The 25,695-nt window shown below is 48.4% G+C and carries 24 protein-coding genes and 1 riboswitch; of the genes, 13 read left to right on the top strand and 11 right to left on the bottom strand.

The window, feature by feature from the left end; genetic code table 11:
• Positions 1-14 precede the first annotated feature (14 nt).
• Positions 15-98: riboswitch (Fluoride riboswitch) on the top strand.
• 59 nt (positions 99-157) lie between these two features.
• Positions 158-1,336 carry a cation:proton antiporter gene (locus F6I03_RS04550; RefSeq protein ID WP_070431516.1) on the top strand — a complete coding sequence of 393 codons (1,179 nt, stop codon included), beginning with the start codon at positions 158-160 and terminating at the stop codon, positions 1,334-1,336.
• A gap of 61 nt (positions 1,337-1,397) precedes the next feature.
• Here F6I03_RS04550 and F6I03_RS04545 read toward each other — a convergent pair whose 3' ends face one another.
• From F6I03_RS04545 to dnaA, 3 genes are all read right to left on the bottom strand, one after another.
• Positions 1,398-1,736, bottom strand: coding sequence for a hypothetical protein (locus F6I03_RS04545; RefSeq protein WP_070431515.1), 339 nt, complete (start codon positions 1,734-1,736; stop codon positions 1,398-1,400).
• A 169-nt stretch (positions 1,737-1,905) separates the two neighbouring features.
• Positions 1,906-3,057, bottom strand: a complete 1,152-nt coding sequence (dnaN, locus tag F6I03_RS04540; RefSeq protein ID WP_070431514.1) for a DNA polymerase III subunit beta — start codon at positions 3,055-3,057, stop codon at positions 1,906-1,908.
• 204 nt (positions 3,058-3,261) lie between these two features.
• Entirely contained in the window at positions 3,262-4,608 is a 1,347-nt protein-coding gene (gene dnaA, locus F6I03_RS04535) for a chromosomal replication initiator protein DnaA (RefSeq protein ID WP_070431513.1), read from the bottom strand.
• A gap of 579 nt (positions 4,609-5,187) precedes the next feature.
• Between dnaA and rpmH the strand changes: the two genes are divergently transcribed.
• The 4 genes from rpmH to jag are packed head-to-tail and all read left to right on the top strand — an operon-like array spanning position 5,188 to position 7,680.
• On the top strand, positions 5,188-5,322 hold the full coding sequence (gene rpmH, locus F6I03_RS04530) for a 50S ribosomal protein L34 (RefSeq protein WP_083272416.1): 135 nt from the start codon (positions 5,188-5,190) through the stop codon (positions 5,320-5,322).
• A gap of 43 nt (positions 5,323-5,365) precedes the next feature.
• Positions 5,366-5,704, top strand: a complete 339-nt coding sequence (gene rnpA, locus F6I03_RS04525; protein WP_070431511.1) for a ribonuclease P protein component — start codon at positions 5,366-5,368, stop codon at positions 5,702-5,704.
• A gap of 41 nt (positions 5,705-5,745) precedes the next feature.
• Entirely contained in the window at positions 5,746-6,600 is an 855-nt protein-coding gene (yidC, locus tag F6I03_RS04520; protein ID WP_224788492.1) for a membrane protein insertase YidC, read from the top strand.
• Positions 6,601-6,642: 42 nt separating this feature from the next.
• Positions 6,643-7,680: an RNA-binding cell elongation regulator Jag/EloR gene (gene jag, locus F6I03_RS04515; RefSeq protein ID WP_150983074.1), complete on the top strand. Its 1,038-nt coding sequence runs from the start codon at positions 6,643-6,645 to the stop codon at positions 7,678-7,680.
• Positions 7,681-8,248: 568 nt separating this feature from the next.
• Here the strand turns inward: jag and phnX are convergent.
• From phnX to F6I03_RS04495, 5 genes are read right to left on the bottom strand one after another with little or no spacing between them, the layout of a single operon-like run.
• The gene (gene phnX, locus F6I03_RS09745) at positions 8,249-9,028 is read right to left on the bottom strand and encodes a phosphonoacetaldehyde hydrolase (protein WP_070430656.1); all 780 of its coding nucleotides are present in this window, start codon (positions 9,026-9,028) and stop codon (positions 8,249-8,251) included.
• Complete coding sequence (locus tag F6I03_RS09740; protein ID WP_070430657.1) at positions 9,015-10,115, bottom strand: 2-aminoethylphosphonate--pyruvate transaminase; 1,101 nt, start codon at positions 10,113-10,115, stop codon at positions 9,015-9,017. Before F6I03_RS09740 ends, phnX begins: the two co-directional genes overlap by 14 nt.
• Positions 10,116-10,140: 25 nt before the next feature.
• The gene (locus F6I03_RS04505; RefSeq protein ID WP_070626120.1) at positions 10,141-11,142 is read right to left on the bottom strand and encodes an ABC transporter substrate-binding protein; all 1,002 of its coding nucleotides are present in this window, start codon (positions 11,140-11,142) and stop codon (positions 10,141-10,143) included.
• 1 nt (position 11,143) lies between these two features.
• The gene (locus F6I03_RS04500; RefSeq protein ID WP_070626118.1) at positions 11,144-12,775 is read right to left on the bottom strand and encodes an ABC transporter permease subunit; all 1,632 of its coding nucleotides are present in this window, start codon (positions 12,773-12,775) and stop codon (positions 11,144-11,146) included.
• A 1-nt stretch (position 12,776) separates the two neighbouring features.
• A complete protein-coding gene (locus tag F6I03_RS04495; protein ID WP_070430659.1) occupies positions 12,777-13,541 on the bottom strand; it encodes an ABC transporter ATP-binding protein in 765 nt (254 codons plus the stop codon).
• A gap of 215 nt (positions 13,542-13,756) precedes the next feature.
• On the opposite strand from F6I03_RS04495, the gene F6I03_RS04490 reads away from it, so the two are divergent.
• The 8 genes from F6I03_RS04490 (at position 13,757) to F6I03_RS04455 (ending at position 24,195) form a co-directional block, all read left to right on the top strand.
• Complete coding sequence (locus tag F6I03_RS04490; protein ID WP_070430660.1) at positions 13,757-14,533, top strand: DeoR/GlpR family DNA-binding transcription regulator; 777 nt, start codon at positions 13,757-13,759, stop codon at positions 14,531-14,533.
• An 82-nt stretch (positions 14,534-14,615) separates the two neighbouring features.
• On the top strand, positions 14,616-15,467 hold the full coding sequence (locus F6I03_RS04485) for an HAD family hydrolase (RefSeq protein WP_070430661.1): 852 nt from the start codon (positions 14,616-14,618) through the stop codon (positions 15,465-15,467).
• Positions 15,468-16,060: 593 nt separating this feature from the next.
• The gene (gene mnmE / locus F6I03_RS04480; protein WP_070430662.1) at positions 16,061-17,452 is read left to right on the top strand and encodes a tRNA uridine-5-carboxymethylaminomethyl(34) synthesis GTPase MnmE; all 1,392 of its coding nucleotides are present in this window, start codon (positions 16,061-16,063) and stop codon (positions 17,450-17,452) included.
• Positions 17,453-17,473: 21 nt separating this feature from the next.
• Positions 17,474-19,375, top strand: a complete 1,902-nt coding sequence (mnmG, locus tag F6I03_RS04475; protein WP_070430678.1) for a tRNA uridine-5-carboxymethylaminomethyl(34) synthesis enzyme MnmG — start codon at positions 17,474-17,476, stop codon at positions 19,373-19,375.
• A gap of 529 nt (positions 19,376-19,904) precedes the next feature.
• A complete protein-coding gene (locus F6I03_RS04470) occupies positions 19,905-21,065 on the top strand; it encodes an MFS transporter (RefSeq protein WP_070430663.1) in 1,161 nt (386 codons plus the stop codon).
• A 97-nt stretch (positions 21,066-21,162) separates the two neighbouring features.
• Positions 21,163-21,492: a DsrE family protein gene (locus F6I03_RS04465; protein ID WP_070430664.1), complete on the top strand. Its 330-nt coding sequence runs from the start codon at positions 21,163-21,165 to the stop codon at positions 21,490-21,492.
• A gap of 8 nt (positions 21,493-21,500) precedes the next feature.
• Entirely contained in the window at positions 21,501-22,217 is a 717-nt protein-coding gene (rsmG, locus tag F6I03_RS04460) for a 16S rRNA (guanine(527)-N(7))-methyltransferase RsmG (protein WP_070430665.1), read from the top strand.
• Between the two features lie 1,123 nt (positions 22,218-23,340).
• Positions 23,341-24,195, top strand: a complete 855-nt coding sequence (locus tag F6I03_RS04455) for a VOC family protein (protein WP_070626116.1) — start codon at positions 23,341-23,343, stop codon at positions 24,193-24,195.
• A gap of 121 nt (positions 24,196-24,316) precedes the next feature.
• Here the strand turns inward: F6I03_RS04455 and F6I03_RS04450 are convergent, their stop codons facing one another.
• The 3 genes from F6I03_RS04450 to F6I03_RS04440 all read right to left on the bottom strand — a co-directional run bounded on the left by F6I03_RS04450 (position 24,317) and on the right by F6I03_RS04440 (position 25,565).
• On the bottom strand, positions 24,317-24,496 hold the full coding sequence (locus tag F6I03_RS04450) for a hypothetical protein (RefSeq protein WP_070430667.1): 180 nt from the start codon (positions 24,494-24,496) through the stop codon (positions 24,317-24,319).
• 16 nt (positions 24,497-24,512) lie between these two features.
• Entirely contained in the window at positions 24,513-24,899 is a 387-nt protein-coding gene (locus F6I03_RS04445; RefSeq protein WP_070430668.1) for a hypothetical protein, read from the bottom strand.
• Positions 24,900-25,385: 486 nt separating this feature from the next.
• Positions 25,386-25,565 (bottom strand): hypothetical protein, encoded by a 180-nt coding sequence (locus F6I03_RS04440; RefSeq protein ID WP_070430669.1) that lies wholly within the window; start codon positions 25,563-25,565, stop codon positions 25,386-25,388.
• Between the last annotated feature and the right edge of the window lie 130 nt (positions 25,566-25,695).

The raw sequence follows: 25,695 nt of genomic DNA, 5'->3' as shown, positions 1-25,695 counted from the left end.
CAGCTGCCTATAATCAAAGCACAGGAAATGAATGTCTTCCTTGGGCCTGGCCCTAAACCGCTATTGATGATTCAAAAGCTGATGACTTCTGCTGTAAAGGGCAGGGGCATCAGCTTTTTTGCTCTTTATTCAATCAAATATTCAAAGGAGTGATACGATGTTATTGATGAGCTTTGCTTATATCTTTATTTTTGGGCTCTTGATTGACCGGCTCTGCAAACACTTCAAGGTGCCGAGTCTGATTGGCTTTCTCTTCTTGGGGATTGTTCTTGGGCCCCATGTCCTCAATCTCTTAGATGGTGGGATCCTTGATTTGTCCGCAGACCTCCGCCAAGTGGCCCTTATTATTATCCTCAGCCGGGCAGGCCTCTCGCTCGACCTCAAAGGACTATTGAAGGTCGGGCGTCCCGCCTTACTGATGTGCTTTTTGCCAGCGACTTTTGAAATTTTGGGCACTGCCCTTTTGGCCCCTAGTATTCTAGGAATATCTCGGATTGATGCCTTGCTTTTGGGGACGGTCCTGGGAGCTGTTTCACCAGCCGTGGTCGTGCCTAAGATGATCAAACTTATGGATGAAGGCTACGGCATGGACAAGCAGATTCCTCAGATTATCCTAGCGGGATCTTCGGCTGACGATATCTATGTCCTGGTCCTCTTCTCTTCCTTCCTAGGCCTAGCCCAAGGCGGCGATTTCCAGGCCAGCCAGCTCTTGAATATCCCTATCTCTATTCTCTTAGGCATCATCGTCGGTGGCTTAGTCGGTGCGGGGCTCAATGCCTTCTTCAAGCACTTCCACTGGCAGACAGCTAGCCAAGTAATCTTCCTCTTGGCCTTCTCTTTCCTCTTTGTTTCCTTGGAAAAACTCTTCCCCCAAGTGCCCTTCTCTGGCATCCTCGCCGTGATGAGCATGGGGATCTTGATCAACCGCTTGGACGGCCAGCGCGCCCAAGACCTCTCCCGCTACTATAATGCCCTGTGGATTCCAGGCGAAATCCTACTCTTTGTCCTAGTGGGGGCTTCGGTCAACCTGCCCTATGCCTTCCAAGCCGGCTGGCTCCCTATCCTGCTGATTGCCCTAGTCCTATGTTTCCGTGCAGTCGGCGTCCTGGTCAGCCTCAGTCGGACCCAGCTTTCCTTACAAGAACGTGCCTTCAGTGTGATTGCCTACCTACCTAAGGCCACCGTTCAAGCCGCCATTGGGGGGATCCCCCTAGCCATGGGCCTCCCTGTTGGCGAAATCATCCTTACCGTCTCCGTCGTTGCCATCCTCCTCACCGCCCCGCTGGGAGCATTCGGCATCGACCTAAGCTATCGCAAGTGGCTCAGCCAGAAATAATCAACAAACTATAGTAAACACAAAGACCTTCCCTCGATCCTGGGGAAGGTCTTTTTAAGTCTTAGTTTTTTATTTGTTTAAATAGTTGGTAGGCCGGATAGCTAATAAGAATTAAGAAAGCAATGAGCAAGCGGTGGGAGTTTTTCGGAAACAGTTGAGCCACTAAGCTAGCCACAAGCAAAACTATTCCCATCTGAACCAAGGCTCTGAGCAGATTACTAGGCCAATGAGCAAAACCATGCTTTTCAGAAGCCCCCTTAAATAAAATCGTCGTATAGCAGGTAAAAAGAGCCAAATTTTCAAAAAATCGCCCTAGATCTGAAAAGACTAGGAAAATATACACCAATAAGGTCAGGCAAATAAGCACATTAACTAGTTTTCTTAGCCTATCTTCTGTCATCACGACCACCTCTCTTGAAATCCAATCATTCTCCTTATATTTATAGTATAAAATAAAAAGACAAAGACATAAAGTTGCAAGTCAGTAAATTGCACCATAAACAAAGCGCCCCTAGACCATCCCTCAGTTCAAAGGCAGGTCAGGCGGCGCTTTATTAATTTTTCAAGGACTAATTTCCTGGCGTCCGGATAGGGGTAATTAATTGGACAAAGTTGAAATTATCCTGGGCATTGGCTGGTAGGAGGATAAATTGGTGGGAAGGAGATTGGAAGCGCAGAGCAATCTCTTGGGCGCCAAAAGTTCTCAGCGCTTGGCGCATATAGTCAGGGTTGAATGAGATGGCCAGGCTTTCCCCATCAGCTGAAGCAATGTTTAATTCTTCTTCCACCTCACCGACTTCAGCGGACTGGCCGGATAAGACGACCTGGTCACTGTCGATAGTCAATTTAACCACATTATTGCGGCCTTCATGGCTCAGGATGAGGGCCCGCTCGATAGCACTCAATAGGTCTGGTGCATCGATCTGGATCCGGGTCTGGTAGTCCTCAGGCAGGAGGCGGTCAGTATCTGGGTACTTCCCTTCTAAGAGTCGGGAATAGAGGTAAATGTTATCTGTCTTAAAGAGAACCTGCTTATCGGCAACCATCATTTCAATGTTATCGCTATCTTCAGCAATCCGGGTCAACTCACTCAGACTACGGCCAGGAATATTCAGGGCAAATTCTTGGTCAGCTAGGCCTTCAGGCACTTCTAAGGGGACGATCCGTTGACTGAGCCGGTGGGAGTCAGTCGAAACAGCCTTGAGATGGTCATCAGCAATCACAAAGTGGATCCCCGTAAAGATGGGACGGATTTCCTGGTTGGATACGGAAATAATGGTATGGTTAACCACTTGGCGGAAGATGTTTGCAGGTAGGGTAAAGCTAGTATCCGAATCAATTTCTGGGAGCTTAGGGTATTCACTGCCTGCTGTCCCATTGAGGGTGAAAGCAGCTTGGCCTGCTGTAATATCGGTCTGTAGGTTGTCTTTAACCTCTAGGTGCATGATTTCATTAGGTAACTTCTTAACGATTTCACCAAAGAAACGTGAGGGCAGGACAATGGAACCTGCTTTTTCAACTTGAAGTTGGTTGTCTTCATTATTTGCGTCAATAAAAGCTTCGATTGAGATAGTGGAATCACTCCCGGTAAGGAGGATACCGTTATCAGTCGCTAGAATTTTGACACCTGTTAGGACAGGAATCGTCGTTCGCGAACTGATTGCACGTTGGACATTGCTGAGATTTTCAACGAAGACAGCACGGTTCACTGAGAATTTCATTTGAGCACTCCTTTATTTATATATATTAATATAAAGATAATAATAGTAGTAGGGCCTGTTAAATCTGTGGATAAGTGAGCAAAAGCGAAAAGGTTCTTGCTTTTCCACATGTGGATAGTCTGTTTATAAGCTGGGGACTTTAGCTATAATTATCCACAAGGCCTTTTTTATTAGTTTAACATAATGAGCTTGTGGATACATTGATTAGCTATTCTTGAGTAATTTCTCGATATTTTCGACGTCGCGTTTGACATCGGTGGATTCATCAATTTCGCCAAGAATTTTCTCATGGGCATGGAGAACCGTCGTATGGTCCTTGCCGCCGAATTCTTGACCAATCTTAGGCAGGGAAGCCTCGGTGATTTCCCGGGAGAGGTACATGGCGATCTGGCGGGGGACCACAATTTCTCGTTTACGTTTCTTCCCTTTTAAGTCTTCAACGGTCAGGTCAAAGTACTGGGCCACTGTCTCTTGGATTTCAGCGATAGAAGGCAGGGCCTGGGCTGAAGTATCCTTATAGTTACGGAGGGCCTTGGCTGCCATGCTAGGGGTAATCTCTTCTTGGTGCATGACGGCGTAGGCTTGGACACTGGTTAGGGCCCCTTCCAGCTCACGGATGTTGGTATCAATTTGACCGGCGATATAGGTGAGGGTGTTGTCCTCGATATCAATCTGGTTGACCTGGGCCTTGTTGCGCAGGATAGCGATCCGGGTTTCCAGGTCCGGTGGGGTGATGTCTGTTGATAAGCCCTGCTTGAAGCGGGAAACCAAGCGATCTTCTAATTCTGGAATCTGACTGGCATCCCGGTCAGAGGTCAGTACAATGTGTTTGTTCTTATTATAGAGGGCGTTGAAGGTATGGAAGAACTCTTCCTGGGTGGACTGCTTGTTGCCAATGAATTGGATATCATCCACTAAGAGAATGTCCACGGTCCGGTATTCTTCATGGAATTCAGAGGTTGAATTGGTCCGGATGGCTTCGATGAAGTCATTCGTAAAGGTCTCACTGGTGACGTACTTGACCCGGGCTTCGGGGTTGGTCCGCAAGACTTCATGGCCAATTGCCTGCATCAAGTGGGTCTTACCGAGCCCCACGCCCCCGAAGAAGAAGAGGGGGTTATAGTCCCGGCCTGGTCCCTCAGCAACTGCCAGGGCTGCCGCATGCGCCATCTTATTGCCCTCACCCACAATAAAGTTATCGAAGGTGTACTTGGGATTCAGCATTGTGCTGCGGTCGTGATAGCGGTTAGGCTTGGCTTCTTCCTGCGGGCTGCGGCCATTGAGAGTGAAATTAGTCGCCGGTTGGCTGGCCAGGTGGACGACGACATCGATGTCATAGCCGAGGTAGTTAAAGGCCACCTGGCGGATTTGAACCAGGTAGTGGTTTTCAATATGCTTCTTGTGCAGCTCAGAGCCCGCCACAAGATAGAGGGTGTTATTCTCTAGACGCTCCGGACGCAACTCTGAAAACCAGGTTTCGTGACTGGCTTTTGAGAGTTCTTCTTTAAAATAATTATCGATATACTCCCAAAGTTTCATCATTTCTTCCATGCATATGTCTCCTTAATAAACAAATTTGTATATCGTATCGTTCGTGGATAACTTCTCATTCGAGCAAGGAAAGCATCATGTCAGTAAAAAAATGAAGTTATCCCCAAATTAATGGTATAAAAAGGATAACATGAAAAAAATTCTTTTTCCACAGATAATTAGCTTGTGCATAGAATTTATCCCAAAGTGTGATTAAACTTATCCACAAACTGTGGACAGTAGGGAAAGAAAATGGGGATAAACTGGACTTGTGGATAGTTTTAGGGAGAAAAAGTACGGCTATTCAACAAATGATATGACTTATGCACAACTGTGGATAACAATTAACATTCTGTTGATATGTCCACAAGCCTGTGAAGAAGCCTGGGAAAACTTAGTCACAGGGGGCCTTGTCCACCTCCTTGTTCAAAAGAAATCCACAATTGTGAAGAAAAAAATAGAAATTAATCTAAAAAAGTGCTTGAGTCAGGCGCTTGTATTATGGTAAAATAACCCTTGTGTTGACATTCAACTTTTCCTAGTTAGTGGAGAGTTGAGATTAAATGATAAAAACATTCAACTATCATAGGAGGTGTAGTCATGAAGAGAACCTACCAACCAAATAAACGTTCACGCCAAAAGAAACATGGTTTCCGTAAACGTATGAGTACTAAAAACGGACGTCGCGTATTAGCAGCTCGCCGTCGTAAAGGAAGAAAAGTTATTTCTGCTTAAGACCACAAAAGCTGTGGTCTTATTTTTTTTAGGGGGGATTTGAATGCGTAAGGCCTATCGAGTAAAATCTGAGGCAGACTTTGGTCGGGTCTTCCACCAAGGGAAAAGTACTGCAAACCGTCAGTTTGTTGTTTATACTATAGATAAGGAACAAGCACATTTTCGCCTAGGCATCTCTGTTGGTAAGAAAATCGGCAATGCAGTGACCCGCAACTATGTCAAACGCCGGATCCGCCAGTCGGTTTATGAACTGCGGGATAGTATCCGCCCCAATCAAGATTTTATTGTAATTGCCCGTAAACCCACGGCCCAGATGTCCATGGCTGAAATTAAGAAGAGTCTGGAACACGTCTTCAACTTAGCTGGCATCTTCAAGTCCTAGGGCAAGAGTCGGGCTGGACGAAAATACTTTGGAGGAGTCAATTGAAATCAAAATTTTGGACCAAAAAAAAGCTAAGCCTTAGCTTAGTCTTAATGGCCTTGCCCCTCTTCTTGGGGGCATGTGCTACAGCACGCGAACCTATTACAGCAGAATCTACGGGCTTTTGGGACCGTTATATTGTCTATAGTTTCTCACGCTTAATTATCTGGCTATCAGACCTCTTTGGGGGAAATTATGGTCTAGGAATTATTGTCTTTACCTTAATTATTCGCCTTATTTTAGTTCCTCTCTACCATTATCAGATTAAGAGTACGGAAAAGATGCAGGTGGTTCAGCCTGAAATGCAGGCCTTGCGTGAAAAATATGCGTCAAAGGATCCAGCAACCCAACAAAAACTAGAAGAGGAAATGGCCAAGCTCAATGAGAAGTATGACTATAACCCACTCTCAGGCTGCCTTCCTATGCTGATCCAACTGCCTATCTTGATGGGGCTCTACCAGGCCATCAGCCGGACAGAAGTGCTCAGTAATGGTCACTTCTTATGGATGGAATTAGGTCAGCCAGATCCTTACTTCATCTTACCTGTGCTCGCTGCAGCTTTGACCTGGTACAATACCCGCTTGATGTCCATCGGTAATCCACAGAATAATCAGAGTATGGCGGCCATGCAGTGGTTGATGCCCGCTATGATCCTCTTTATGGGGGCTACCCTGCCAAGTGCGATCGCTCTCTACTGGGTGGCATCCAACGCCTTCACGATTGGTCAGACCCTTATCTTGAATAATCCTTATAAGAAGCGGGAAGCGCGCTTAGAGCAAGAGAAGGCTGAACGTGACTTAGAGAAACGCCTAGAGAAGGCTAAACGCCATCCCCGGACGACTAAGAAGAAACGCTAAGCCATACAAAGAGCGAATGAGTGAAAGGAGATTTAAGCAAGCATGCAAGCCAAAATATTTCAGGCTGCCTCGGTTGAAGCCGCCATCAAGGCTGGCTTAAAAGAACTAGGAGTCGCCCAAGAAGAAGTTGAAGTGGAAGTGATACAGGAAGCACGCAAGGGTTTCCTCGGTATCGGGGCCCGCGATGCGATTGTTAAATTATTTGTCAAGGCAGCGAATCACTCAGAAGAAAGTCAAAGAGAAGCTGTCGAAGATGCGGAAGATCCCGTTCATAAGTCAGTCGCTGATCCTGCGAATGAAGCTAGCGATGAGAGAATCTTTGGAGCGGACGACCGTCAGGGGCAGGGCCAGCAGAGCCAGGACCCAGCCAGCGATTCTGTTGAAGAGGTCCAAACCATTGCGCCTGAAGAGGAGTCCGTCCTAGCTAAGGATCCTAGCCAGGAAGATAGTCGCTCATTAGCAGATCCTGTCCAAGATTCTGTCGCTGAAGAAGCCCTTCCGAGTGAAGCAGACCAAGCTTCTCCTTCTGAAGCCGAAAGCGACTTAGATAGTCAAGAAGATAAGCAAGCTGCACATTCAGACCAGGCAGAACAGACGGAGACGGCGACTGAGGACCAAGACGATAAGCAGTTCTATGATGTCGACTTCCCCGCCCGCTATATCATTGATGTCTGCGAAGCATACGGTGTAGAGGTAACAGTGGACGTGGAAGACCACGACCGGGAAATTATCTACCACATCAATACTGACAAGCCAGGCCTCGTTATCGGCAAGCACGGTAAGATCTTGAATTCACTCGAAGCCCTAGCTAAGGTGCTCGTCCACCGCCATGTCCGCAACCGGGTCAATGTTGTGGTCAATGTTGGAGATTATCGGGAACGCCGCTTGAAGACTTTGGAACGCCTGGCAGAACGCACAGCGGATGAAGTAACCGTTAAACAATCCTCGGTCCAACTCTCCCCACTGCCTGCCAATGAACGCAAAATTGTCCACCAAGCCCTCTCCAAATACGACCACATCGAAACCCGGTCAGAGGGCCGAGAACCCCACCGCTACCTCATAGTCGACTACCGGCACTAACAGGGTGTGAGGGCGCGCGTTTAGCTTCCTTTCACTGGAGCAAGTCACCAGAGCAGTCTGAAGGACTGCGGCGGGGACTTGTGAAGTGATAAGGAAGCTGCGCAACCGAACCCGACTAACAGGGTGTGAGCAAGAGCGCTTAGACTTGAATGATTGGAGGCTCATCGAATAAGACTGACGACAGTCAGACGTTTCGATGAGCTGAAATCACTTCAAGTCTGCTCTTGCGAACCCGACTAACAGGGTGTGAGACTTGGCGGTTAGAAGCTTACCACTGGAGCACGAACGAAAAAGGGCAAGCCATGCTTGCACGTTTCGTTCGTGTGAAGTGGAGAAGCTTCTGCCAAGTCGAACCCGACTAAGAAAGGGTGTGAGGGGATGCGGGAGAAAGGGACCTCTGGAGCAAAAGGACAAAGAGGGCTGAAAGCCTTCGGCGGACTTTTGTGAAGAGGAGCCCTTTCTGCATCCTCGAACCCGACTAACAGGGTGTGAGGGCGGCTAAAAACTAATCATAAAGCAAACAAAAAAGATGAAGGAGGCCCTTGAGCTTCCTTCATCTTTTTTGCTTTTAGTCCACCAGGTAGGCGACCAAGTCTTCGAAGCGGTCGAAGACTTGGTCGGCGCCTGCTTCTAACAACTTTTGACGGATTTGTTCTTTTAATTGGTCTTGTTCATTGGCGGACAGGGCCTCGAATTCTTCCTGGCTCAGGGCCATTTCAGAAGAGCCTTCGATCACAGCACAGGATAGGACCCCGGCATGTTGGCCTTCCTTAATATCGGTTAGGGTGTCACCAATTTTGATGACTTGGTCGACACTCTCGATCTCAAAGTGAGCCATATTGGCGAAGATCATATAGGGGTAGGGGCGACCGAGCTGGCCAACTGCTTCCGAAGTCACGGAGTAGTCTGGCGCATAGCCTTGGTCTGCTGCAGCTGGTTCAACCAGTTCCATCATTTCAGCTGTATAGCCTGTTGTCGCTCCGATATGAAGGCCTGCTTGACGTAATTTTTCAATGCCTTCGACAACCCCAGGCTTAGGTTCGGCATATTCGGGGGCCTTTAGGGTTTCTAAGATGGCAGCGTTAAAGTTGGCGTAGATAGTTTCAACATCAGACTCTGTTGAAGCTTTCCCATAAGCTTCTGTCCAGGCTTCTTGGATGCGGGGCATGTCGAGCATGGTGCGGATATGGTCTTTCTTCCCCATGCCCATGGGTTGGCGCAATTCCTCATCATTGACTGGGATATCCGCCTTATCGAAGGCTAATTTTAGGGCTTGGATCGGGGCGAAACAGCCATAGTCAACGGTCGTTCCTGCCCAATCGCAGATTAATAATTTAATGTCTGTCATTGTGTTTCTCCTCCATATAAGCTTTAAAAATATCTAGTAGGCGTGCAATATCTTCAGGGTAAATCTCACCGATATTGCCGATGCGGAAGGTATCCACATCAGTGAGTTTACCTGGATAGATAACATAACCGCGTTCCTTGATGTAGTGGTACATGTCTTGGAAGTCCCAAGACTGACCTTCTGGATAAAGGAAAGTCGTGATGATCGGTCCTTGGTATTCTCTGGGGACGTAGGCCTTGAAACCAAGGGACTCCATGCCTTCTTGGAGGAGTTCTTGGTTCTTCTGATAGCGGGCGTGTTGGGCTGCTACACCCCCGCGTTCCTCGAATTCCTTGAGGGCTTCATGGAAGGCCATGACCACATGGGTAGGGGAGGTATAGCGCCATTTCCCATCTCTAGCCATCTCTTGGTATTGGTCGAAGAGGTCCAAGGAAAGCGTAGAAGAATTCCCCTTACTGGCTTCAATGAGGTCTTTACGGACAAGCACTATAGCAAAGCCGGGGACCCCTTGGATGCACTTATTGGCACTGGTGATCAGGGCATCGATAGGCCCCATGTCAATCGGCACGCCGCCAAAACTGGACATCGCATCGACAAAGAAGAAGCAGTCATGGGCTTTAGCGACTTGGGCAATGTCCGCAATCGGGTTGAGGATGCCTGAAGTGGTCTCTGAATGCACCATCATGACATGGCTGATGTCTGGGTTCTTATCGAGCAAGCAGGCGACCACTTGGGGATCATGGACCTCATCGTAGGCGACCTTGTAAGCTTCATAGTCCAGCTTTTGGTAGTCGGCCATTTGCAGCATCCGTTCCCCATATTTGCCATTGGATAGGATCAGGAACTTGGTGTCTGGGCGACTGAAGGTCGACAGGCAGGCTTCGACAGCATAAGACCCACTGCCCTGGAGGAGGATCGTGGTATAGCGGTCGGGATCCACTTGGGCCAAGTGGAGCAGCTTGTGGCGGATATCCTGGGTAACCGCCTTATAGTCCTCGTCCCAGGTACAGTAATCGAAGTCCATGGCTTGGCGGACACGGTCCGTTACCGTAAGCGGACCAGGAGTGAGTAGTTTATATTGGGTCAAAGTAAACACTTCTTTCTAAACAGGGTTATTTTTGGGCCATTTCCTTAGCCTTATTGGAGATTTCTTGGTGCTTGGCGAGTAATTCGGCTGTTAAAGGTTCACCGAATTGCTTAGGATGGGCAGACTGCTTGCTGGAATCTGTTTCTTCCCCTTCATAGAGAGCAACGGGATAGAATTCTTGAACCTTAGGACGGCCTTTCTTGATAATGGTTTCGCTCATTTTTTGTGCCAATTCGGCTTTTTCACTATCGTCTTTGTCGATAACAGCGACCGATTCGGTTAGGGAGAAGTTACCTTCTGCTGGATCAATGAGAGAAATTGGAGCCCCTTCATTCTGCTTAACCGCAACTTGGTGGCGTAGACCAAAGCCGAATGGAACTTCCCCACTGACTACCTTGTTCAAAGGCCCTGAACCAGAAGATTCGATATGGTTGCTGGCATTCTTATAGATACCGGCAAGGATTTCTTGGGCTTCTTCTTCACCGTATTCTGCAATCAAAGCTTGGACCATCAACCAGGCCGTTGAGGAAGAGTCAATATCAACGACAGCGACCTTGCCTTCATATTTAGGGTCGGCCAAGTCTTTAATGGATTGAGGGAGGTCTAAGTTCTCTGATTTCGCCATTTCATCATTGACAATAATGGCGCCTTCTTGGACGGTTAGGGGAGCGGCATAGTCTGGGAAATCTTGCTGGGTGTTCACATCCCAATTCAAATCTTGGAACATTTGATGTTGGTTCTGGGCGGATTCGAGGTAGAAGGTGGACATGGTCACCATGTCTGCTTCGATATCCTTGCCTTCAGCTAAGAGCTTGCCTCCGAGTTCAGAGGTACCGAATGTTTGGATTTCGTATTGGCCTTCATAGCCGTCTTCGTTTAGGCTACTTTCAATAGCGGCAATGGCTTCGTCATCAGCGTTTGAATAGAGGATGACCTTGTCGGACGCCGACGAGCAGCCAGTGAGTGTCAGGCCAATCAAGCCGAGGAAAGTTGTTAAGCCGAGTAAAGATTTTTTGAGTGGTTTCATTTTAGTGAGCCTCCATTTTCTTTTGATTGCGTTGACTGAGATAGTTAAAGAGCGCACGTACGATTAAATTCGTGAGGAAGAGCATAATCGATAAGATAAAGACCTCGTTGAATTTGTTGTAGTACTGTAATTCTTGGATCTTGGTGGTCATGAGGATAGTCCGTGTTGAATAGAGGAAGACCACAGCAGAGATGGTGACCATGGAATTGGTGAAGTAATAACTCATCACTTCAAGGATTGCCGTCACAGCATTGGGTGTGAGGATCCGCCAAACCGTTTGAAAGAAGTTATCTCCCATGAGGGCCGCCGTAGTTTCCCAGGACTTGGAGAGCTTATCGAGACTGCTCTTCAGGGTAAGATAGGGCGTTGAGAAGTAGTGGATAATATTGGCGATAATGATAATCGTGAAGGTGGACTTGAGTGGGGTCCCATTGATCACCAGGAGGAAGGCCAGACCCAGCACCATCCCTGGAATGGTATTGGAGATGGTTGCCATGAGGTCGATGGCTTTCTTGACGACAGGAGTCTGCTTGCTGCGGGTAGTTAGGATTGCAGCGAAGTAAGCCAGTGCCGTTCCGATGATAGCCACCAAGAGACTGATGAAGACCGAGTTAGTGAAGGCCTTGGTAATGGTTGAGTCCCTGAAGGCTGACACCAGGTGCTTGCTGGTCCAGGACAGGTTGTAAGGCCAGGACTCGGTAAAGGGAACGATAAAGATTGGGATAAAGATCATCAGGATAAAGGCCAGAACCAGGATGGCGAGGATTGCGAAACAAATATCGCGTCCTTTGTTCTCCTTAGCCCTAAAATCTGAGAAATTATCATATTCAATGGATTGTTTGTCCAGGTAGTGGAGGATAGCCATGGAAATAATAGATGGTAGAAGCATCATCAGGGAAATCACAGCCCCATTATTGAAGTTGGGAATGGTCCCAAGCATCTGATTGTAGAGTGAGGTAGCGATGACTTCATAATTTCCCCCGATATAAGATGGAATCCCATAATCGGTAAAGGCCATAAAGAAGGCTTGGATGACAGCGGCCCCCAGTGAAGGCAAGAGGGGAACCAGGGTGGTGGTCCAGAGCCGCTTGAAATACCCATCCCCCATCAAGCGCGAAACCAGGGTGAAGCGCTTGTCGATAAAGGACATGCCGTTATTAATCATCAGGAAGGTAACGGGCAAGGTATAGATGGTATAGCCGAGCAGCAAGCCCTTGAAGCCATAGAAATCCGGGGCTTCGATATTTAAGAGCCGGGTAAAGAGGCCCTGGTTACCGATGGAATAGATAATAGTGAAGCCATAGGTAATGGTTGGCAGAAGCATGGGAATCATAATCAGCAGGCTGAGCGCTCGCTTCAGACCGGGGCTCATATTAGTAAAGTTCACCGCAAAAGCCATGAGGAAGGCGATAAAAACAGAGAGGATGGCCGAACTGAGGGCAATAACCAAACTGTTCTTAAAAATTTGCCCGATATTTCCTGTTTGGAAGACATTCTGGAAGTGCTGGAGGGTGAACTGGCCATCTTCAAGGAAGGCCACCCCAAAGGAATTGATTAAAGGATAGAGCAGGGCTAATAGAAAGAAAGCGATAATGGTCCAGCTGAGAATTGTTGTTGTCTTTGACTCTCTCATCCTAGACGCTCTCCTTTACCGACTCTTCCTGGAAGAGTCCGACAATATTATCCCGTTTGATCCTTAATTGGTTGAGGATAAATTGGTCGACAAATTCGCTCGCCGGTTGGGCGACAATCTGATGACTGGTTGAATATTGTTCCACATGACCTTGGTTTAAGATGATGACCTTATCCGATAGGGTCAGCGCTTCTTCGGGGTCATGGGTAACCATGATCGTGGTTAATTGGTATTTCTTGGCGATGGTGTGGATCCGCTCCTTAATCTGTTCTTTGATGACGCCATCTAAGGCAGAGAGGGGTTCATCGAGGAGGAGGATCTTGGGCTTCATCACCAGGGTACGCGCCAGGGCAACCCGCTGCTTCTGTCCGCCGGATAATTGCCGGATGGATTTCTTCAAGTGTTTTTCTAAGTTGAGTAATTGGATGAGGTCTTGGACCTCTTCTGGGCTCGAAATATCAGGATTATTCTTCAAGCCGTAAGTAATGTTGTCGTAGACATTAAGGTTGGGGAAGAGGGCATAGTCTTGGAAGACAATATTGAAGCCCCGCTTCTCCATAGAAGTGTTGGTAATATCTTGGCCTTGGTAGCGAATCTGACCAGAGCTGACAGGGATGATGCCGAGGATTAAATTCAAGAGGGTGGTCTTGCCACAGCCGGACGGGCCGAGAATGGAAACAATATCACTATCCTCAATAGTGAGGTTGATATCATGCAAGACTTGGGTATCACCATAGCTCTTGGTGACATTGATTAACTCAAGCAAGTTAAGGACTCCTTTCAATTTCAGGTAGACATAATTTAACAATGGTTTACATTAGTTCGAACTGATTCAAGTATACACAGCTAATGTAAACTTGATGTAAAAATGCCGTTAATTATCAGTAAATGATAGCCAGGTCTTGTGAAGAAATCATTTCAGAAACGACAATTTATGTTAAGATTTGTAAAGAAGAAAGTAAAAAGAAAGGAGAGCTTGACATGCTTCAAGCCGAACGTCACCAAAAAATTCTGGAACTCTTGGCCAGCCAGCAAGTGGTTAAAACTTCTGAATTGAGTGATTATTTTAACTTGTCCCGGCAAACCATCCATAATGATATTGACGTGATGGAAAGCAAGGGGCTCTTGCAGAAGGTCCATGGCGGGGCGGTAGCCAACAAGGTAGCCGTTGAACCAGAAGCCCACCAGCGCAAGCAACAATTCCCCCAGGAGAAAGATGCCATTGCCCGTCAGGCGGTCCACTTGGTTAAGGAAGGGGAGACCCTCTTTATCGACATGGGGACCACAACGGCTGCTATGGTACCCTATCTCCTCGCCTTCAACCAATTGACGATTATTACCAATAATGTCCAGGTGGCTATAGAATTGCGGGAGAAGGCTGCCTTTACCGTGATCTTGCTAGGAGGGAATTTAAGGGCCAAGGAAATGTCGACGTCAGGTCCTGACACCGTCCAGGCCTTGAAGAAATATTATGCCGACCGGTGCTTCCTCGGGGCCAGTGGGGTCTCAGCCAAGCAAGCTTTTACGGATTACCACCTCGACGAGAACCAGGTCCGCCGGCAGATGATTGCCAATGCTGGGCACCGCTATGTTCTCTGCGACCATTCCAAATTAAACCAGCATACCCTGGAACAATTCGCTTCCTTATCAGACATTGAGACCTTGATTGTGGATGCTTGCCCAGACGAGGACCTAAGAGCAGACCTCGTTGACCAGGGCCTTGAATTGATTGAAACGGAAGCTAAGACCAGGGCCTAGGCCAGATATGGTCCTGGCTTTGCAAGCTTCCCTTGCCATGCTATAATGCGGTAAAAGCGTTCGAAAGAGATGGAGGTTCGTGATGACAGTTAAATTACTTGCGATTGATATGGATGAAACCCTCTTGCGCGGCGACAAAAGCTATGATGCCGAAGCCTTCTTAGACATGGTGAAGGACTTGCGCCAGCGCGGGGTAGTGGTTTGTATCGCTAGTGGCAATAGCCTCTCCAAGCTGGAATACTACTTGTCGGGTCCCCTGCAAGACCTGGTTTATTTGGCTGGCGAGAATGGCAATATCATTGAAAAAGAAGGCGAGCGGATTGAAGAGAAGGTCATTGCCTTAGATGACTTACTTGCCTTGGACCAAGAAGTCCACGCCAATCCTAACTATAGCTCCTTAGTGAGCGCTGGGGATAGCTTCTATTCCACCCGCCTAATCGCTGAGAATGAAGCCAATATTCGGATTTATTGCCCAGATATCACCCTCCTAGACTCCTATGCGGAACTAGAAGACTTGGGCCACCATCCGGTAAAATTAGCGGTCAATTCTTTTGAAGGGCTGGCGGCTAATAAGGATTTCGTGACCCAGATGAATGCGACCTTCCCCCGGATTACAGGCGTCACTTCTGCCACCATGTGGATGGACTTCATCAATGCAGAGGGGGGCAAGGGGTCCGCTGTGCGTTACTTGCAGGACAAGTACCAGATCCGGCCTGAAGAGACCATGGCCTTTGGGGACAGCTTGAACGATGCCTCCATGATGGGTGAAGTTGCTTATTCCGTGGCCATGTCCAATGCCGATCCTGATCTCAAGTCCCTCTGCCGCTATGAAATTGGCAGCAATGAAGAGGGCGCGGTCTTGCAAGTGATCGACCGCTATCTGAAGGCAGGAAACTTGGACTTTATGGCAGACTTTGTGCGGTCAGGGGATTAAAGAAAAAACAAATCAAGTAGTTTACAAAGTCAAAAAGAATCGGTATAATATGGTCGACTTTATATTTACCATTAAGCAACGACAGTCAAAGTGTCCGTCTGCTTCCTTGTTATTAGGGGGCAGACTAGGCACTTTTTTTGTTAGATAAAGGTAGTTTAGTAAATGTGTTTGTGAGCATCCGTTCCACTTTGATTTGGCTCGTTAAAGAGCCATGGCACCGGCTCGAGCCAAGGTCTCTCGCCTAACGAGCTTCAAAATAAGAGTGCGACAACAGTCGGTAGCTCTGAATCACTGGAGCAAAGGATGGAAGAACCTTATGAAGGTTCGGCCAGCCTTTGTGAAGTGGAGTCAGAGCTGACTTTTGGAGCAGGTTTCGGCTCGTACGGTTGACACCTACGATCCGTAATTCACATCGTTTGCTTGTTCATGGCTAACGACCAAATCAAAGCTCCACTCCTGCTCATAGAATTACCGCTAAATATTACTATGCTTAATCATTAAGTGATGTTAAAGAAACTAGAAGCATTGAAAAGTACTAGCTTAGCTAGCGCTAGTTAAATTCTAAGTATGATAAAGAAAGGGAGCGTGGGTTTATGTTTACGGAAGCTTTTGATACGATTGCCGCGATTTCGACGGCGCCAGGCGAAGGGGCTATTGGGATTGTCCGCTTGTCGGGGACTGATGCGGTTGAGATTGCGGATAAGATTTACCGGATGGGGAAGAAACACCTGGCTGACCAAGACAGCCATACCATCCACTATGGCCATATTGTGGACCCTAAGACAGATGAAGAGATTGATGAAGTCATGGTGAGCGTGATGCGGTCGCCCCGGACCTTCACCCGGGAAGATATTGTTGAAATTAACTGCCATGGGGGGATGTTAGCGACCCAGCGGATTCTGGAATTGGCCCTGCGTGAGGGCTGTGTCATGGCAGAGCCCGGTGAATTCACCAAGCGGGCCTTCCTGAATGGGCGGATTGACTTAACCCAGGCGGAAGCTGTTATGGATGTGATCCGGGCCAAGACAGACCGGTCCATGCAACAAGCCGTTAACCACTTGGACGGGCACTTGTCCTCTATTATTAAGGACCTACGCCAGGATATCCTGAACACCCTGGCCCAGGTCGAAGTGAATATTGACTACCCAGAATATGATGATGTCGAAGAGATGACCCTGTCTCTCCTGGCTGAGAAGACGGCCCAGGTCAAGGCAGGCATCCAGTCCTTGCTTGCGACTTCTAAGCAGGGCAAGATCTTGCGGGATGGTCTGAACACAGCTATTATTGGCCGGCCTAATGTTGGCAAGTCTAGTCTCCTCAATACCTTGCTCAGGGAGGATAAGGCGATCGTGACGGATATTGAAGGGACCACCCGCGATACCATTGAGGAATATGTTAATGTTCGCGGTGTGCCGCTTAAATTGATCGATACAGCAGGTATCCGGGAAACCGACGACCAGGTAGAAAAAATTGGCGTGGAACGGTCTCGGAAAGCCTTGGAGCAAGCTGATTTGGTCCTCCTCCTCCTCAACCAGAGCGAGCCTTTGACCGACATGGACCGGGACTTACTGGAACTGACCGCCGATAGCCAGCGGATTGTGATCTTTAATAAGACCGACCTGCCAACAAAGCTCGACCGGGCTGAATTAGACAGATACTTAGCTGATGATCCAGTGATTGAAACCTCCATGGTGGAACGGAGCGGGCTCGACCTCCTAGAAGAAGATATTGCAGAGCTCTTCTTTAGCGGGCAAACAGGCGAACGGGATGCGACTTACGTCACCAATTCCCGTCATATCGACCTCCTGCAGAAGGCTAGCCAGGCCTTGGATGAGGTGGAGGCTGGTATTGAAGCCGGCATGCCTGTTGACCTGATCCAGATTGACTTCACCCGGGCTTGGGATTTGCTCGGTGAGATTACCGGAGAGAGCGCGCCAGATGAACTGATTACCCAACTCTTTACCCAATTCTGCTTGGGCAAGTAAGGACAGAGAAAGGATGAAATGATGGTAGAACAATTTGCAGCTGGAGACTATGATGTTGTCGTTGTTGGAGCTGGTCATGCGGGCTGTGAGGCAGCCTTAGCGACCGCTCGGATGGGGCAAAAGACCCTTCTAATTACGATTTCGATTGATATGGTGGCCTTTATGCCCTGTAACCCTTCGATCGGTGGACCGGCCAAGGGGGTAGTAGTCCGTGAGATCGATGCCCTAGGCGGTGAGATGGGGGTCAATATCGATAAGACCTACATCCAAATGCGGATGCTCAATATTGGTAAGGGGCCTGCTGTCCGCGCCCTCCGTGCCCAAGCGGACAAGGAAGCCTATGCCCGGACCATGCGCCAAAGCATTGAAAACCAAGAAAACTTGGACCTGCGCCAAGGCATCGTCAGCGACTTAATTGTTGAAGACGGCCAGTGCCGGGGTGTCATCACGGAGACAGGGGCTGTTTTCCGCAGCCAGGCTGTGATCTTAACAGTCGGGACAGCAGCTCGCGGTGAAATCATTATCGGCGAGCTCAAATATTCTTCTGGCCCGAATAACTCCCAAGCTGCTACCGAACTGACCAAGAATTTGGCCGAAAAATACGGCTTCGATATTGTCCGCTTTAAGACCGGAACCCCACCCCGGGTAGCTAAGGATAGCGTGGACTATGACCAAACCAGTATCCAACCTGGGGACGAAGCCCCCCACCACTTTAGCTTCCTCTCTAATGACGAAGATTATCTCCCTGCGGATGAGCAGATTCCTTGCTGGTTGACCTATACCAATGAAGGCACCCATGAGATTATCCGTGAGAATTTGGACCGGGCCCCTATGTTTACAGGGATTGTGGATGGTGTCGGTGCTCGTTACTGCCCATCGATTGAAGATAAGATTGTGCGCTTTGCCGACAAGGACAAGCACCAGCTCTTCCTGGAACCTGAAGGCCGTTATACCAATGAAATCTATGTCCAAGGCCTGTCGACCTCCATGCCAGAAGAAGTCCAAGAAGCCATGATCCACTCCATCAAGGGCTTGGAAAATGCCCGCATCATGCGCGACGGCTATGCCATTGAATATGATGTGGTCCGCCCCAACCAATTGAAGGCCACCTTCGAGACTAAGCACATTGACAACCTCTATACCGCTGGACAGACCAATGGGACTTCAGGCTACGAAGAAGCAGCCGGCCAAGGCCTCTATGCGGGAATCAACGCGGCCTTGAAGATCCAGGGCAAGGACCCCTTCATTATTGGCCGGGATGAAGGCTATATCGGCGTGATGGTCGATGACCTGGTGACCAAGGGAACGACGGAACCCTACCGTCTCCTCACCTCCCGGGCTGAATACCGTCTCCTCCTCCGCCATGACAATGCCGACCTCCGCCTGACCGAATATGGGCGCCAGCTCGGCCTAGTGACGGACGAGCGCTACCAACGCTATCTCTTCGAGCAGAATGCAGTCATGTCTGAACTCAACCGCCTGCAAACCACCCGACTCAAGCCTAGTGCTGAGCTCCAAGCCTATCTCGAAGACAAGGGCTCTTCTCGCTTGAAGGACGGGATCCTGGCTGCTGACCTGCTCAAACGCCCCGAACTCAAGATTGGCGACATTCTGAAGTTCGCCCCATCTGAGACCGACTACCCCCACGAAGTTTGGGACCAAGTCGAAATCCAGGTCAAATACGCTGGCTACATCGAAAAAGCCCAACGCAATGTCGACAAACTCCACCGCATGGAATCCAAGGTCATCCCTGAAGATATCGACTGGGAAGCCATCGAAGGCATCGCCACCGAAGCCCGCCAGCGCCTAGCCGAAATCGGCCCCCGCACCCTGGCCCAAGCTAGCCGCGTCTCCGGCGTCAACCCCGCCGATATCTCCATCCTCGCTGTGTACCTGCAATCAGGAAAGGTTAAAAGGGTGTGAGACTTGGCGCTTAGGCTTGGATGATTGGAGCAAGTCAGAATAAGAGCGAAGCATTCGCTCGTTTCTGACTTGTGAAATCACGCCAAGCCTGCCAAGTCGAACCCGACTAAGAAGGGCGTGAGGGAGCGCGGGAGAAGTGGACCTCTGGAGCAAAAATCCAGAGAAGACTGAAAGTCTTCGGCGGAGCTTTGTGAAGAGGAGGCACTTCTGCGCAACTGAACCCAACTAGGAGGTTGTGAGAGTTGGGATTTCGCTTTGATCAACTATCAAATAGAAGTTAGGATTGTGTATTGCAGCTGTTAACACACAATCGTGGGTTTCAAGTGAGGGTTGACATGATTAACGACAAATGAAGATTCGCATACAAATAAGGAAAACCAAGCGTGCAAGGATGAAGACCTTGAACGCTTGGTTTTCTTTTATCTTTTCTCATGAATCTTTTAGGCGACCAAGCTTGACTTTTCGATCAAAGATTGCCAAAATGATCGAATACATGATATTGGTGAAGCTTTTAGAGTGGAGGTAGAATATGACGAGAAGTTTACGGGGAAATGACCACGCCATGCCCTGGCCGGTGATTCTCCTGATGAGTGTGATTACATTATTAGCGATTATTTCGGAATTGTTGCCAGCTGGCCTATTGCGGGAGATGGGGGAGAGCCTGTCAGCGGATTATTCCATGGTGGGGCAGTTCGTAGGAGCCTATGCCCTGACGGCAGCTTTGGGGGCGATTCCGGTGACCCGGCTGGTGACTAAGGTGAACCGCCGCCCTCTCTTGATTGCGGTGGTCCTAGGCTTCGGTTTAGGTAACCTCTTGACGGCCATCTCACCCTATTTCTGGTTGGTCATGGGAGCCCGCTTGATCGGCGGGGTCTGTGCGGGTCTGATGTGGTCCATGTTGGCGGCCTATACCCTGCAGATGGTACCCGCGGCCCATGCTGGTCGGGCGGTGACCCTGGTCTTCTCGGGTTCTACCATTGGCCTGAGCCTGGGTGTGCCCCTGATGACTTATATTGGCCAAGCCATGCACTGGCGCTTAGCCTTCGGACTGGTAGCTCTAGGCTTCTTCATTGTTGCCGCTTTTGGCTATAAGCTCCTGCCTTCAGTGCCTGGCCAATCCAGTGCCCACTTGATCAGCCCCAAGGATATGGTGAAGAACCGCAACGTGATGATGGTGGTTGTCCTCACCTTCCTCTTTGTCTGTGCCCATTACACCAGTTATGTCTACATTCAGATGATTGCGGAAAGACTAGGCATGGGCCTTCAAGCCATGCAGATTGTCTTTGGGCTCGGCGCCATCTGTGCAGTGGTGGCAGTGGCCCGGCTGATCGACGACCACCTCAAGTCCATCATGCTGACGGTCTTTATCATCGGGATCATCGCCATGGCTATCTTCGTCTGGGGGGCTTCTTCCCTCTGGCTGGGCTTCATCGGTATGTTCCTCTGGGGGCTCAGCTTCGGTCCGATTTCGACCCTGATGCAGACAGCCACCACCCGGCAAACTTCGGAAGGGCAAGACATTGCCATCTCCCTTCAGACTACGAGTTTTGACCTGTCGATTATGATTGCTAGTGGGGTGGGGGCCTTCCTCTTGAAGTCATTTGGTCTCTCAGCGACCCTGCTCTTTGCGATCTTTATGTTCGTGATGGGACTGGCCTTAGTTGTGACCCATCCTAAGAATTTTGAATAAGTGTTACATCCTCCTAGGCACGAGTCTGGGAGGATTTTTTTGTGGGGGGAAGTATGCTATACTGACAGTGACAATAGACGAGAAGGAGTCGATCGGAATGAAACGTGTGGTATTCCATGCCCATGAAATGAAGGCATGGCCAACCTTATTTACTTACCTAGAAAAAGCCTATGAAGTGACCCCTGATTTCAAAGCAGTAGTGGTCGCTAACGGGGCAGCGGTTCGGATTGCTGAGCGTGAGGAACTACTGGACCAGGCCAAGCCTTGGTTGGACCGGGGTGTGCGCTTCGAACTCTCCAAGCCTAGCTTAGAGCGGGAAGGCATTGATGAAGACCAGGTGACCCAAGTCGGCCTGGCAGTTACCCCTGATGGTGTCGCTGCCTTAATCGACTACCAACATGACCGCTATGCTTATATTAGAGTCTAGGAGGCGCCATGAATCCGGAAGAATTTCAACAAAAACTCCAAGAAGCAGGCATCTCCCTGACCGACCAACAGATGGCTCAATTCGCGCGTTACTATGAGCTCCTAGTCGAGTGGAATGAGAAGATGAACCTGACCGCTATTACCGACCGGGACGAGGTCTACCTCAAGCACTTCTACGATTCCCTGACCCTGGCCTTCCATGTGGACCTCAGCCAGCTCCTAAGCCTGGTAGATGTTGGGGCAGGCGCGGGCTTCCCGAGTATCCCGCTCAAGATCGCCTTTCCAGATCTTCAAGTAACGATCGTGGACAGTCTCAAAAAACGGATTGGCTTCCTGGATACGGTAATCGACGAACTCGGCCTAGACCAGGTCCAAGCCATCCACGACCGGGCAGAAACATTTGGCCAGAACAAGGCCCACCGCGCCCACTATGACCTAGCTACTGCCCGGGCTGTTGCCCGCCTCTCCGTCCTCGCTGAATTCTGCCTGCCCCTGGTCAAAAAAGACGGCCTCTTCGTTGCCATGAAAGGGGCCCAAGCAGAAGACGAATTGGCAGATGCCAAGAAGGCCATCGCTACCCTAGGCGGCAAATTCCTCGAAGACGCTGCCTTCGAACTCCCAGAAGACGCCGGCGAACGCCACATCATCCGCATCGCCAAGAAAAAAGAAAGCCCCAACAAATACCCCAGAAAACCCGGCACCCCAGCCAAAAAACCAATTCAGTAAATAAAGGGTGTGAGCAAGAGCGTTTAGCTTTGGATGCTTGGAGTAAGTCGGAATAAGGGCAAGCCCTGCTTGCACGTTTCCGACTTGCGAAAGCACTCCAAAGCTGCTCTTGCGAACCCGACTAAGAAAGGGTGTGAAGGCTGGCGGGAGAAATAGACCTCTGGAGCAAAGAGCCAGAGAAGGCTGGAGGCCTTCGACGGATTTTGGTGAAGAGGAGCTATTTCTGCTAGCCTGAACCCGACTAAACAGGGTGTGAGCAAAGGCGCTCAGCAAGGGATGACTGGAGGCAAAAGGGATAAGAGCGGCTGCAAGCCGGTCGTTCCCTTTTGCGAAGTGACAAGGAGGCTGTGCAACTTTCAAATAGAAACGGAGTTTGAGAGTAGCTGGGGCCAACTTTCAAATAGAGCTGATGGTTAGAAGTTGCACCACCCTACTCACTAATAAATGCCTACCAAGACAATTTAATTCAAAACAAATAAGGAAGCAGCAGGTTTTTCAACCATCTATTGCTTCTTTTTTGCTTATCTCTGTTTTAGTGTCAGTGACTAATGATTTAAAAAAATTTATTACAATTGCTTTGAGCAGGAGTGGAGCTTTGAATTTGATCGTTAGCCATGAACAAGCAAGCGATGTGAATTACGGATAGTCGGCGTAAGCCGTTGCTAGCCGTTTGAAGCTCGCTAGGCGAGAGACCTTGGCTCGAGCCGGTGCCATGGCTCTTCAACGATCAAATTCAATAGCGGAACGTATGCTCGCTAATACAATACACCAAAGCTTCCTTATTTTTTCAAATTCAATCCTAGTACATATAAAAGCAGGATCAGAAACTGGAGGACAAAAGGAGTCGTCACGGAGAATATTTTTTCGATGAGGGCTAGGATTGGGAAGATACAGTAGCTATGCACAATGGTCAGTAACAGCGACCGTAAAATTTCTCGCGACATAAGCATTCTTCCTAAAAAGTAATGCAATTCTTTCGTTAAAGCAGACTAAGGCTTTAAAGTCCTTTACCCCAATCAAAATGCTTCTAAGACTTATTGCTTCGATTTGGAAATAAAACATGATAGACTGGTTACTGAATGTAAGTAAAGACGGAAAAGCAAAATAAAGGAGTAAATAATCAATGACAAGACAAGTAACCGAATCAGCAAGCCAAGTGACAACCAAGGCGGTAGCTATTAATGCGATTGACCCCAAGGCCTTGGCAGATTTCTACCAAGAAGTGATCGGCCTCAGCCTAATTGAGGTCAAGACGGATGTCTATTATCTAGGCACGCCGGATGGCCAAGTCCTCCTCGAGATCTATCCGACTGATGAGCGCAAGAAGGACTATACCGGCCTCTACCATATGGCCTTCCTCCTGCCCAGCCGCAAGGACTTAGCCAATAACTTCAAGCACCTCCTCCAGGTCAAGGCGCCCCTGGAAGGTGCTTCCGACCACGGTTACAGCGAGGCCCTCTACCTCCAAGACCCTGAGGACAATGGGATTGAAATCTATGCCGACAAGGACCAGTCAGAGTGGGATATTAACGAATCTGGAGCTATCGCCGGGATTGTTGAAGCCATGGCGGCTGAAGAAGTCCTCGCCCTAGCTGATCCAGGCGACTACCAGGGCATGCCAGAGGGAACCATCATGGGCCATATCCACCTCCACGTCCATGACATTGAAGAGACCATGAATTTCTACTATGACGTCATGGGGCTCGGCGTTAAATTCCTCATGGGCAAGTCAGCCCTCTTCATGGCGACCGGTGACTACCACCATCATTTAGGCGCTAACGTTTGGCTAAAGGATATCGATCCCCAAGCAGACTACACCAGCCAGGGCCTCCGCGAAAGTATCTGGCAAGGCAGCCAGGAAGACCTGGACTGGGTTGAAGACCAGCTTCAAGCTAGAGCCATCGACTACGCCAAAGACGGGTCTAGCCTGATTTTCCACGATCCTGCCCAAACCCAAATTCGTTTAGTCTTAGCTTAATTTTAGACGACATATGAAGTAAATGTCAGGGCTCACTCTTGGACTTAATTTTTGAACAACTTTACAGCAAATAAAGAGGCCAGGACCTTTGTCCTAGCCTCTATTTTTATACTTATATTCTCTAGTCTTCCTTCTTCCGCCCTTCCCACCAGTAGTAGAGGACGATGAGGAAGGCGATATTTCCGGGTATATAACGGAGGCCTTCTAGGAAGGCTGGCGACCAAATATATCTTAGGGTGACCCGTAAGATAATATTAATCACTAAGCACCAAAAGACAATTTTTAAACTGGAATGTGGCATGTTGATTCCTCCTCGCTTACTGGCTCACAAACCAAATTGAAGGAGGTAGATCAGGTGCAGTATAATTAGGCTGAACGTTCATTACAACACCATTGCCTGAACTAGCAGCTTGCTTTAGGTTGGATAACGTTGGTGCTGAAATACCTTGATAAGCTGTTTCAAAAATTGACAATCCAAGACTACTTAAGAAACTAGATACAGATCCTCCACTTTCGAGGGTTTGAATCATATTTTGAGCTTCAGCGTTGCTAAGGTAGAATTGTTGAGCACCACCAAAAGCTTGTCTAAAAGCTACTTGCGAAGAAGAAGCGCTTCGTGCTGTAGTCGAGGGATGAAGAGTGACTTCTACAGATAATGTGTCTAAATTTACGGTGCCACCGTAGGTAAAAATCAAGTCATTCATTTGAGATACTTCAATTTCAATTCCTTCAATGGTTTGAGAAGAATAACCTAGTTCTAAAGCTTTGTCATAATCTAAGTTAAATCCATTTTGTGGCTGGTAGTTAATAATACTTTTATAATCAATTTGAGAAGTAGACTGTATAGAAGTAACTTCTGTAGAGGCATGTGCAGTAGAGTTAACATAAGCGGAATACGGGAAGAAAGCGGCAGCGGATAAAGCTAGAGTCGAAAAGAATCTCAGTTTATTTATAGGTGTGCTCCTTTCATAATACGCAAGTTATGTTTACGCTTACATTTTAACATGGAGATTTATCTCTGTAAAATGATAGGCTCAGTATATGATTGATTTTTATAGATTTATATTTAAATTTAAACTATACCATCTTATTAATCTGGTTAACTGTCAGCGGGTACCTATATCAAATTTATTTTAAAAGTCACTCGACTAGGTATAAACTATTTCACTTGGACGGTCATTTTTAACTTTTTAGTCTTCCTTCTTCCGCCCTTCCCACCAGTAGTAGAGGACGATGAGGAAGGCGATACGTCTAGGTATATAGCGGATAGCTTCTAAAAAAGCAGGAGCCCAGTAGTATTCTAAGATGACACGTAAGAGAGTATCTATCACTAGGCACCAGAAAACAATCTTTAGGTTGGAGCGTGGCATGTCGATTCCTCCTTATTTAGGGCTTAAGTCAACAAAAGCTAAGCAACAAGTCAAATACAAAATATGTTTACGCTTACATTATAACATGGCTTGTTTTCCTTATAAAATATCCAGTCTAGGCCCTGTGATT

This window comes from Aerococcus sanguinicola, from assembly GCF_008726925.1.
Classification (GTDB): Bacteria; Bacillota; Bacilli; order Lactobacillales; family Aerococcaceae; genus Aerococcus.
The sequence above is the reverse complement of the archived record's forward strand: the minus strand, read 5'-3'. Positions and strand labels throughout refer to the sequence as shown.

What these genes read in the sequence shown, in the direction of transcription:
- rsmG (WP_070430665.1), top strand. Translation starts at nt 21,501, where the DNA reads ATGAATCCGGAAGAATTTCAACAAAAACTCCAAGAAGCAGGCATCTCC.
- F6I03_RS04445 (WP_070430668.1), bottom strand. Translation starts at nt 24,899, where the DNA reads ATGAATGACTTGATTTTTACCTACGGTGGCACCGTAAATTTAGACACA.
- rpmH (WP_083272416.1), top strand. Translation starts at nt 5,188, where the DNA reads ATGAAGAGAACCTACCAACCAAATAAACGTTCACGCCAAAAGAAACAT.
- F6I03_RS04500 (WP_070626118.1), bottom strand. Translation starts at nt 12,775, where the DNA reads ATGAGAGAGTCAAAGACAACAACAATTCTCAGCTGGACCATTATCGCT.
- dnaN (WP_070431514.1), bottom strand. Translation starts at nt 3,057, where the DNA reads ATGAAATTCTCAGTGAACCGTGCTGTCTTCGTTGAAAATCTCAGCAAT.
- dnaA (WP_070431513.1), bottom strand. Translation starts at nt 4,608, where the DNA reads ATGGAAGAAATGATGAAACTTTGGGAGTATATCGATAATTATTTTAAA.
- F6I03_RS04490 (WP_070430660.1), top strand. Translation starts at nt 13,757, where the DNA reads ATGCTTCAAGCCGAACGTCACCAAAAAATTCTGGAACTCTTGGCCAGC.
- jag (WP_150983074.1), top strand. Translation starts at nt 6,643, where the DNA reads ATGCAAGCCAAAATATTTCAGGCTGCCTCGGTTGAAGCCGCCATCAAG.
- mnmE (WP_070430662.1), top strand. Translation starts at nt 16,061, where the DNA reads ATGTTTACGGAAGCTTTTGATACGATTGCCGCGATTTCGACGGCGCCA.
- F6I03_RS04545 (WP_070431515.1), bottom strand. Translation starts at nt 1,736, where the DNA reads ATGACAGAAGATAGGCTAAGAAAACTAGTTAATGTGCTTATTTGCCTG.
- F6I03_RS04505 (WP_070626120.1), bottom strand. Translation starts at nt 11,142, where the DNA reads ATGAAACCACTCAAAAAATCTTTACTCGGCTTAACAACTTTCCTCGGC.
- rnpA (WP_070431511.1), top strand. Translation starts at nt 5,366, where the DNA reads ATGCGTAAGGCCTATCGAGTAAAATCTGAGGCAGACTTTGGTCGGGTC.
- F6I03_RS04550 (WP_070431516.1), top strand. Translation starts at nt 158, where the DNA reads ATGTTATTGATGAGCTTTGCTTATATCTTTATTTTTGGGCTCTTGATT.
- F6I03_RS04465 (WP_070430664.1), top strand. Translation starts at nt 21,163, where the DNA reads ATGAAACGTGTGGTATTCCATGCCCATGAAATGAAGGCATGGCCAACC.
- F6I03_RS04455 (WP_070626116.1), top strand. Translation starts at nt 23,341, where the DNA reads ATGACAAGACAAGTAACCGAATCAGCAAGCCAAGTGACAACCAAGGCG.
- F6I03_RS04440 (WP_070430669.1), bottom strand. Translation starts at nt 25,565, where the DNA reads ATGCCACGCTCCAACCTAAAGATTGTTTTCTGGTGCCTAGTGATAGAT.
- F6I03_RS04485 (WP_070430661.1), top strand. Translation starts at nt 14,616, where the DNA reads ATGACAGTTAAATTACTTGCGATTGATATGGATGAAACCCTCTTGCGC.
- mnmG (WP_070430678.1), top strand. Translation starts at nt 17,474, where the DNA reads ATGGTAGAACAATTTGCAGCTGGAGACTATGATGTTGTCGTTGTTGGA.
- F6I03_RS04470 (WP_070430663.1), top strand. Translation starts at nt 19,905, where the DNA reads ATGACGAGAAGTTTACGGGGAAATGACCACGCCATGCCCTGGCCGGTG.
- F6I03_RS04450 (WP_070430667.1), bottom strand. Translation starts at nt 24,496, where the DNA reads ATGCCACATTCCAGTTTAAAAATTGTCTTTTGGTGCTTAGTGATTAAT.
- phnX (WP_070430656.1), bottom strand. Translation starts at nt 9,028, where the DNA reads ATGACAGACATTAAATTATTAATCTGCGATTGGGCAGGAACGACCGTT.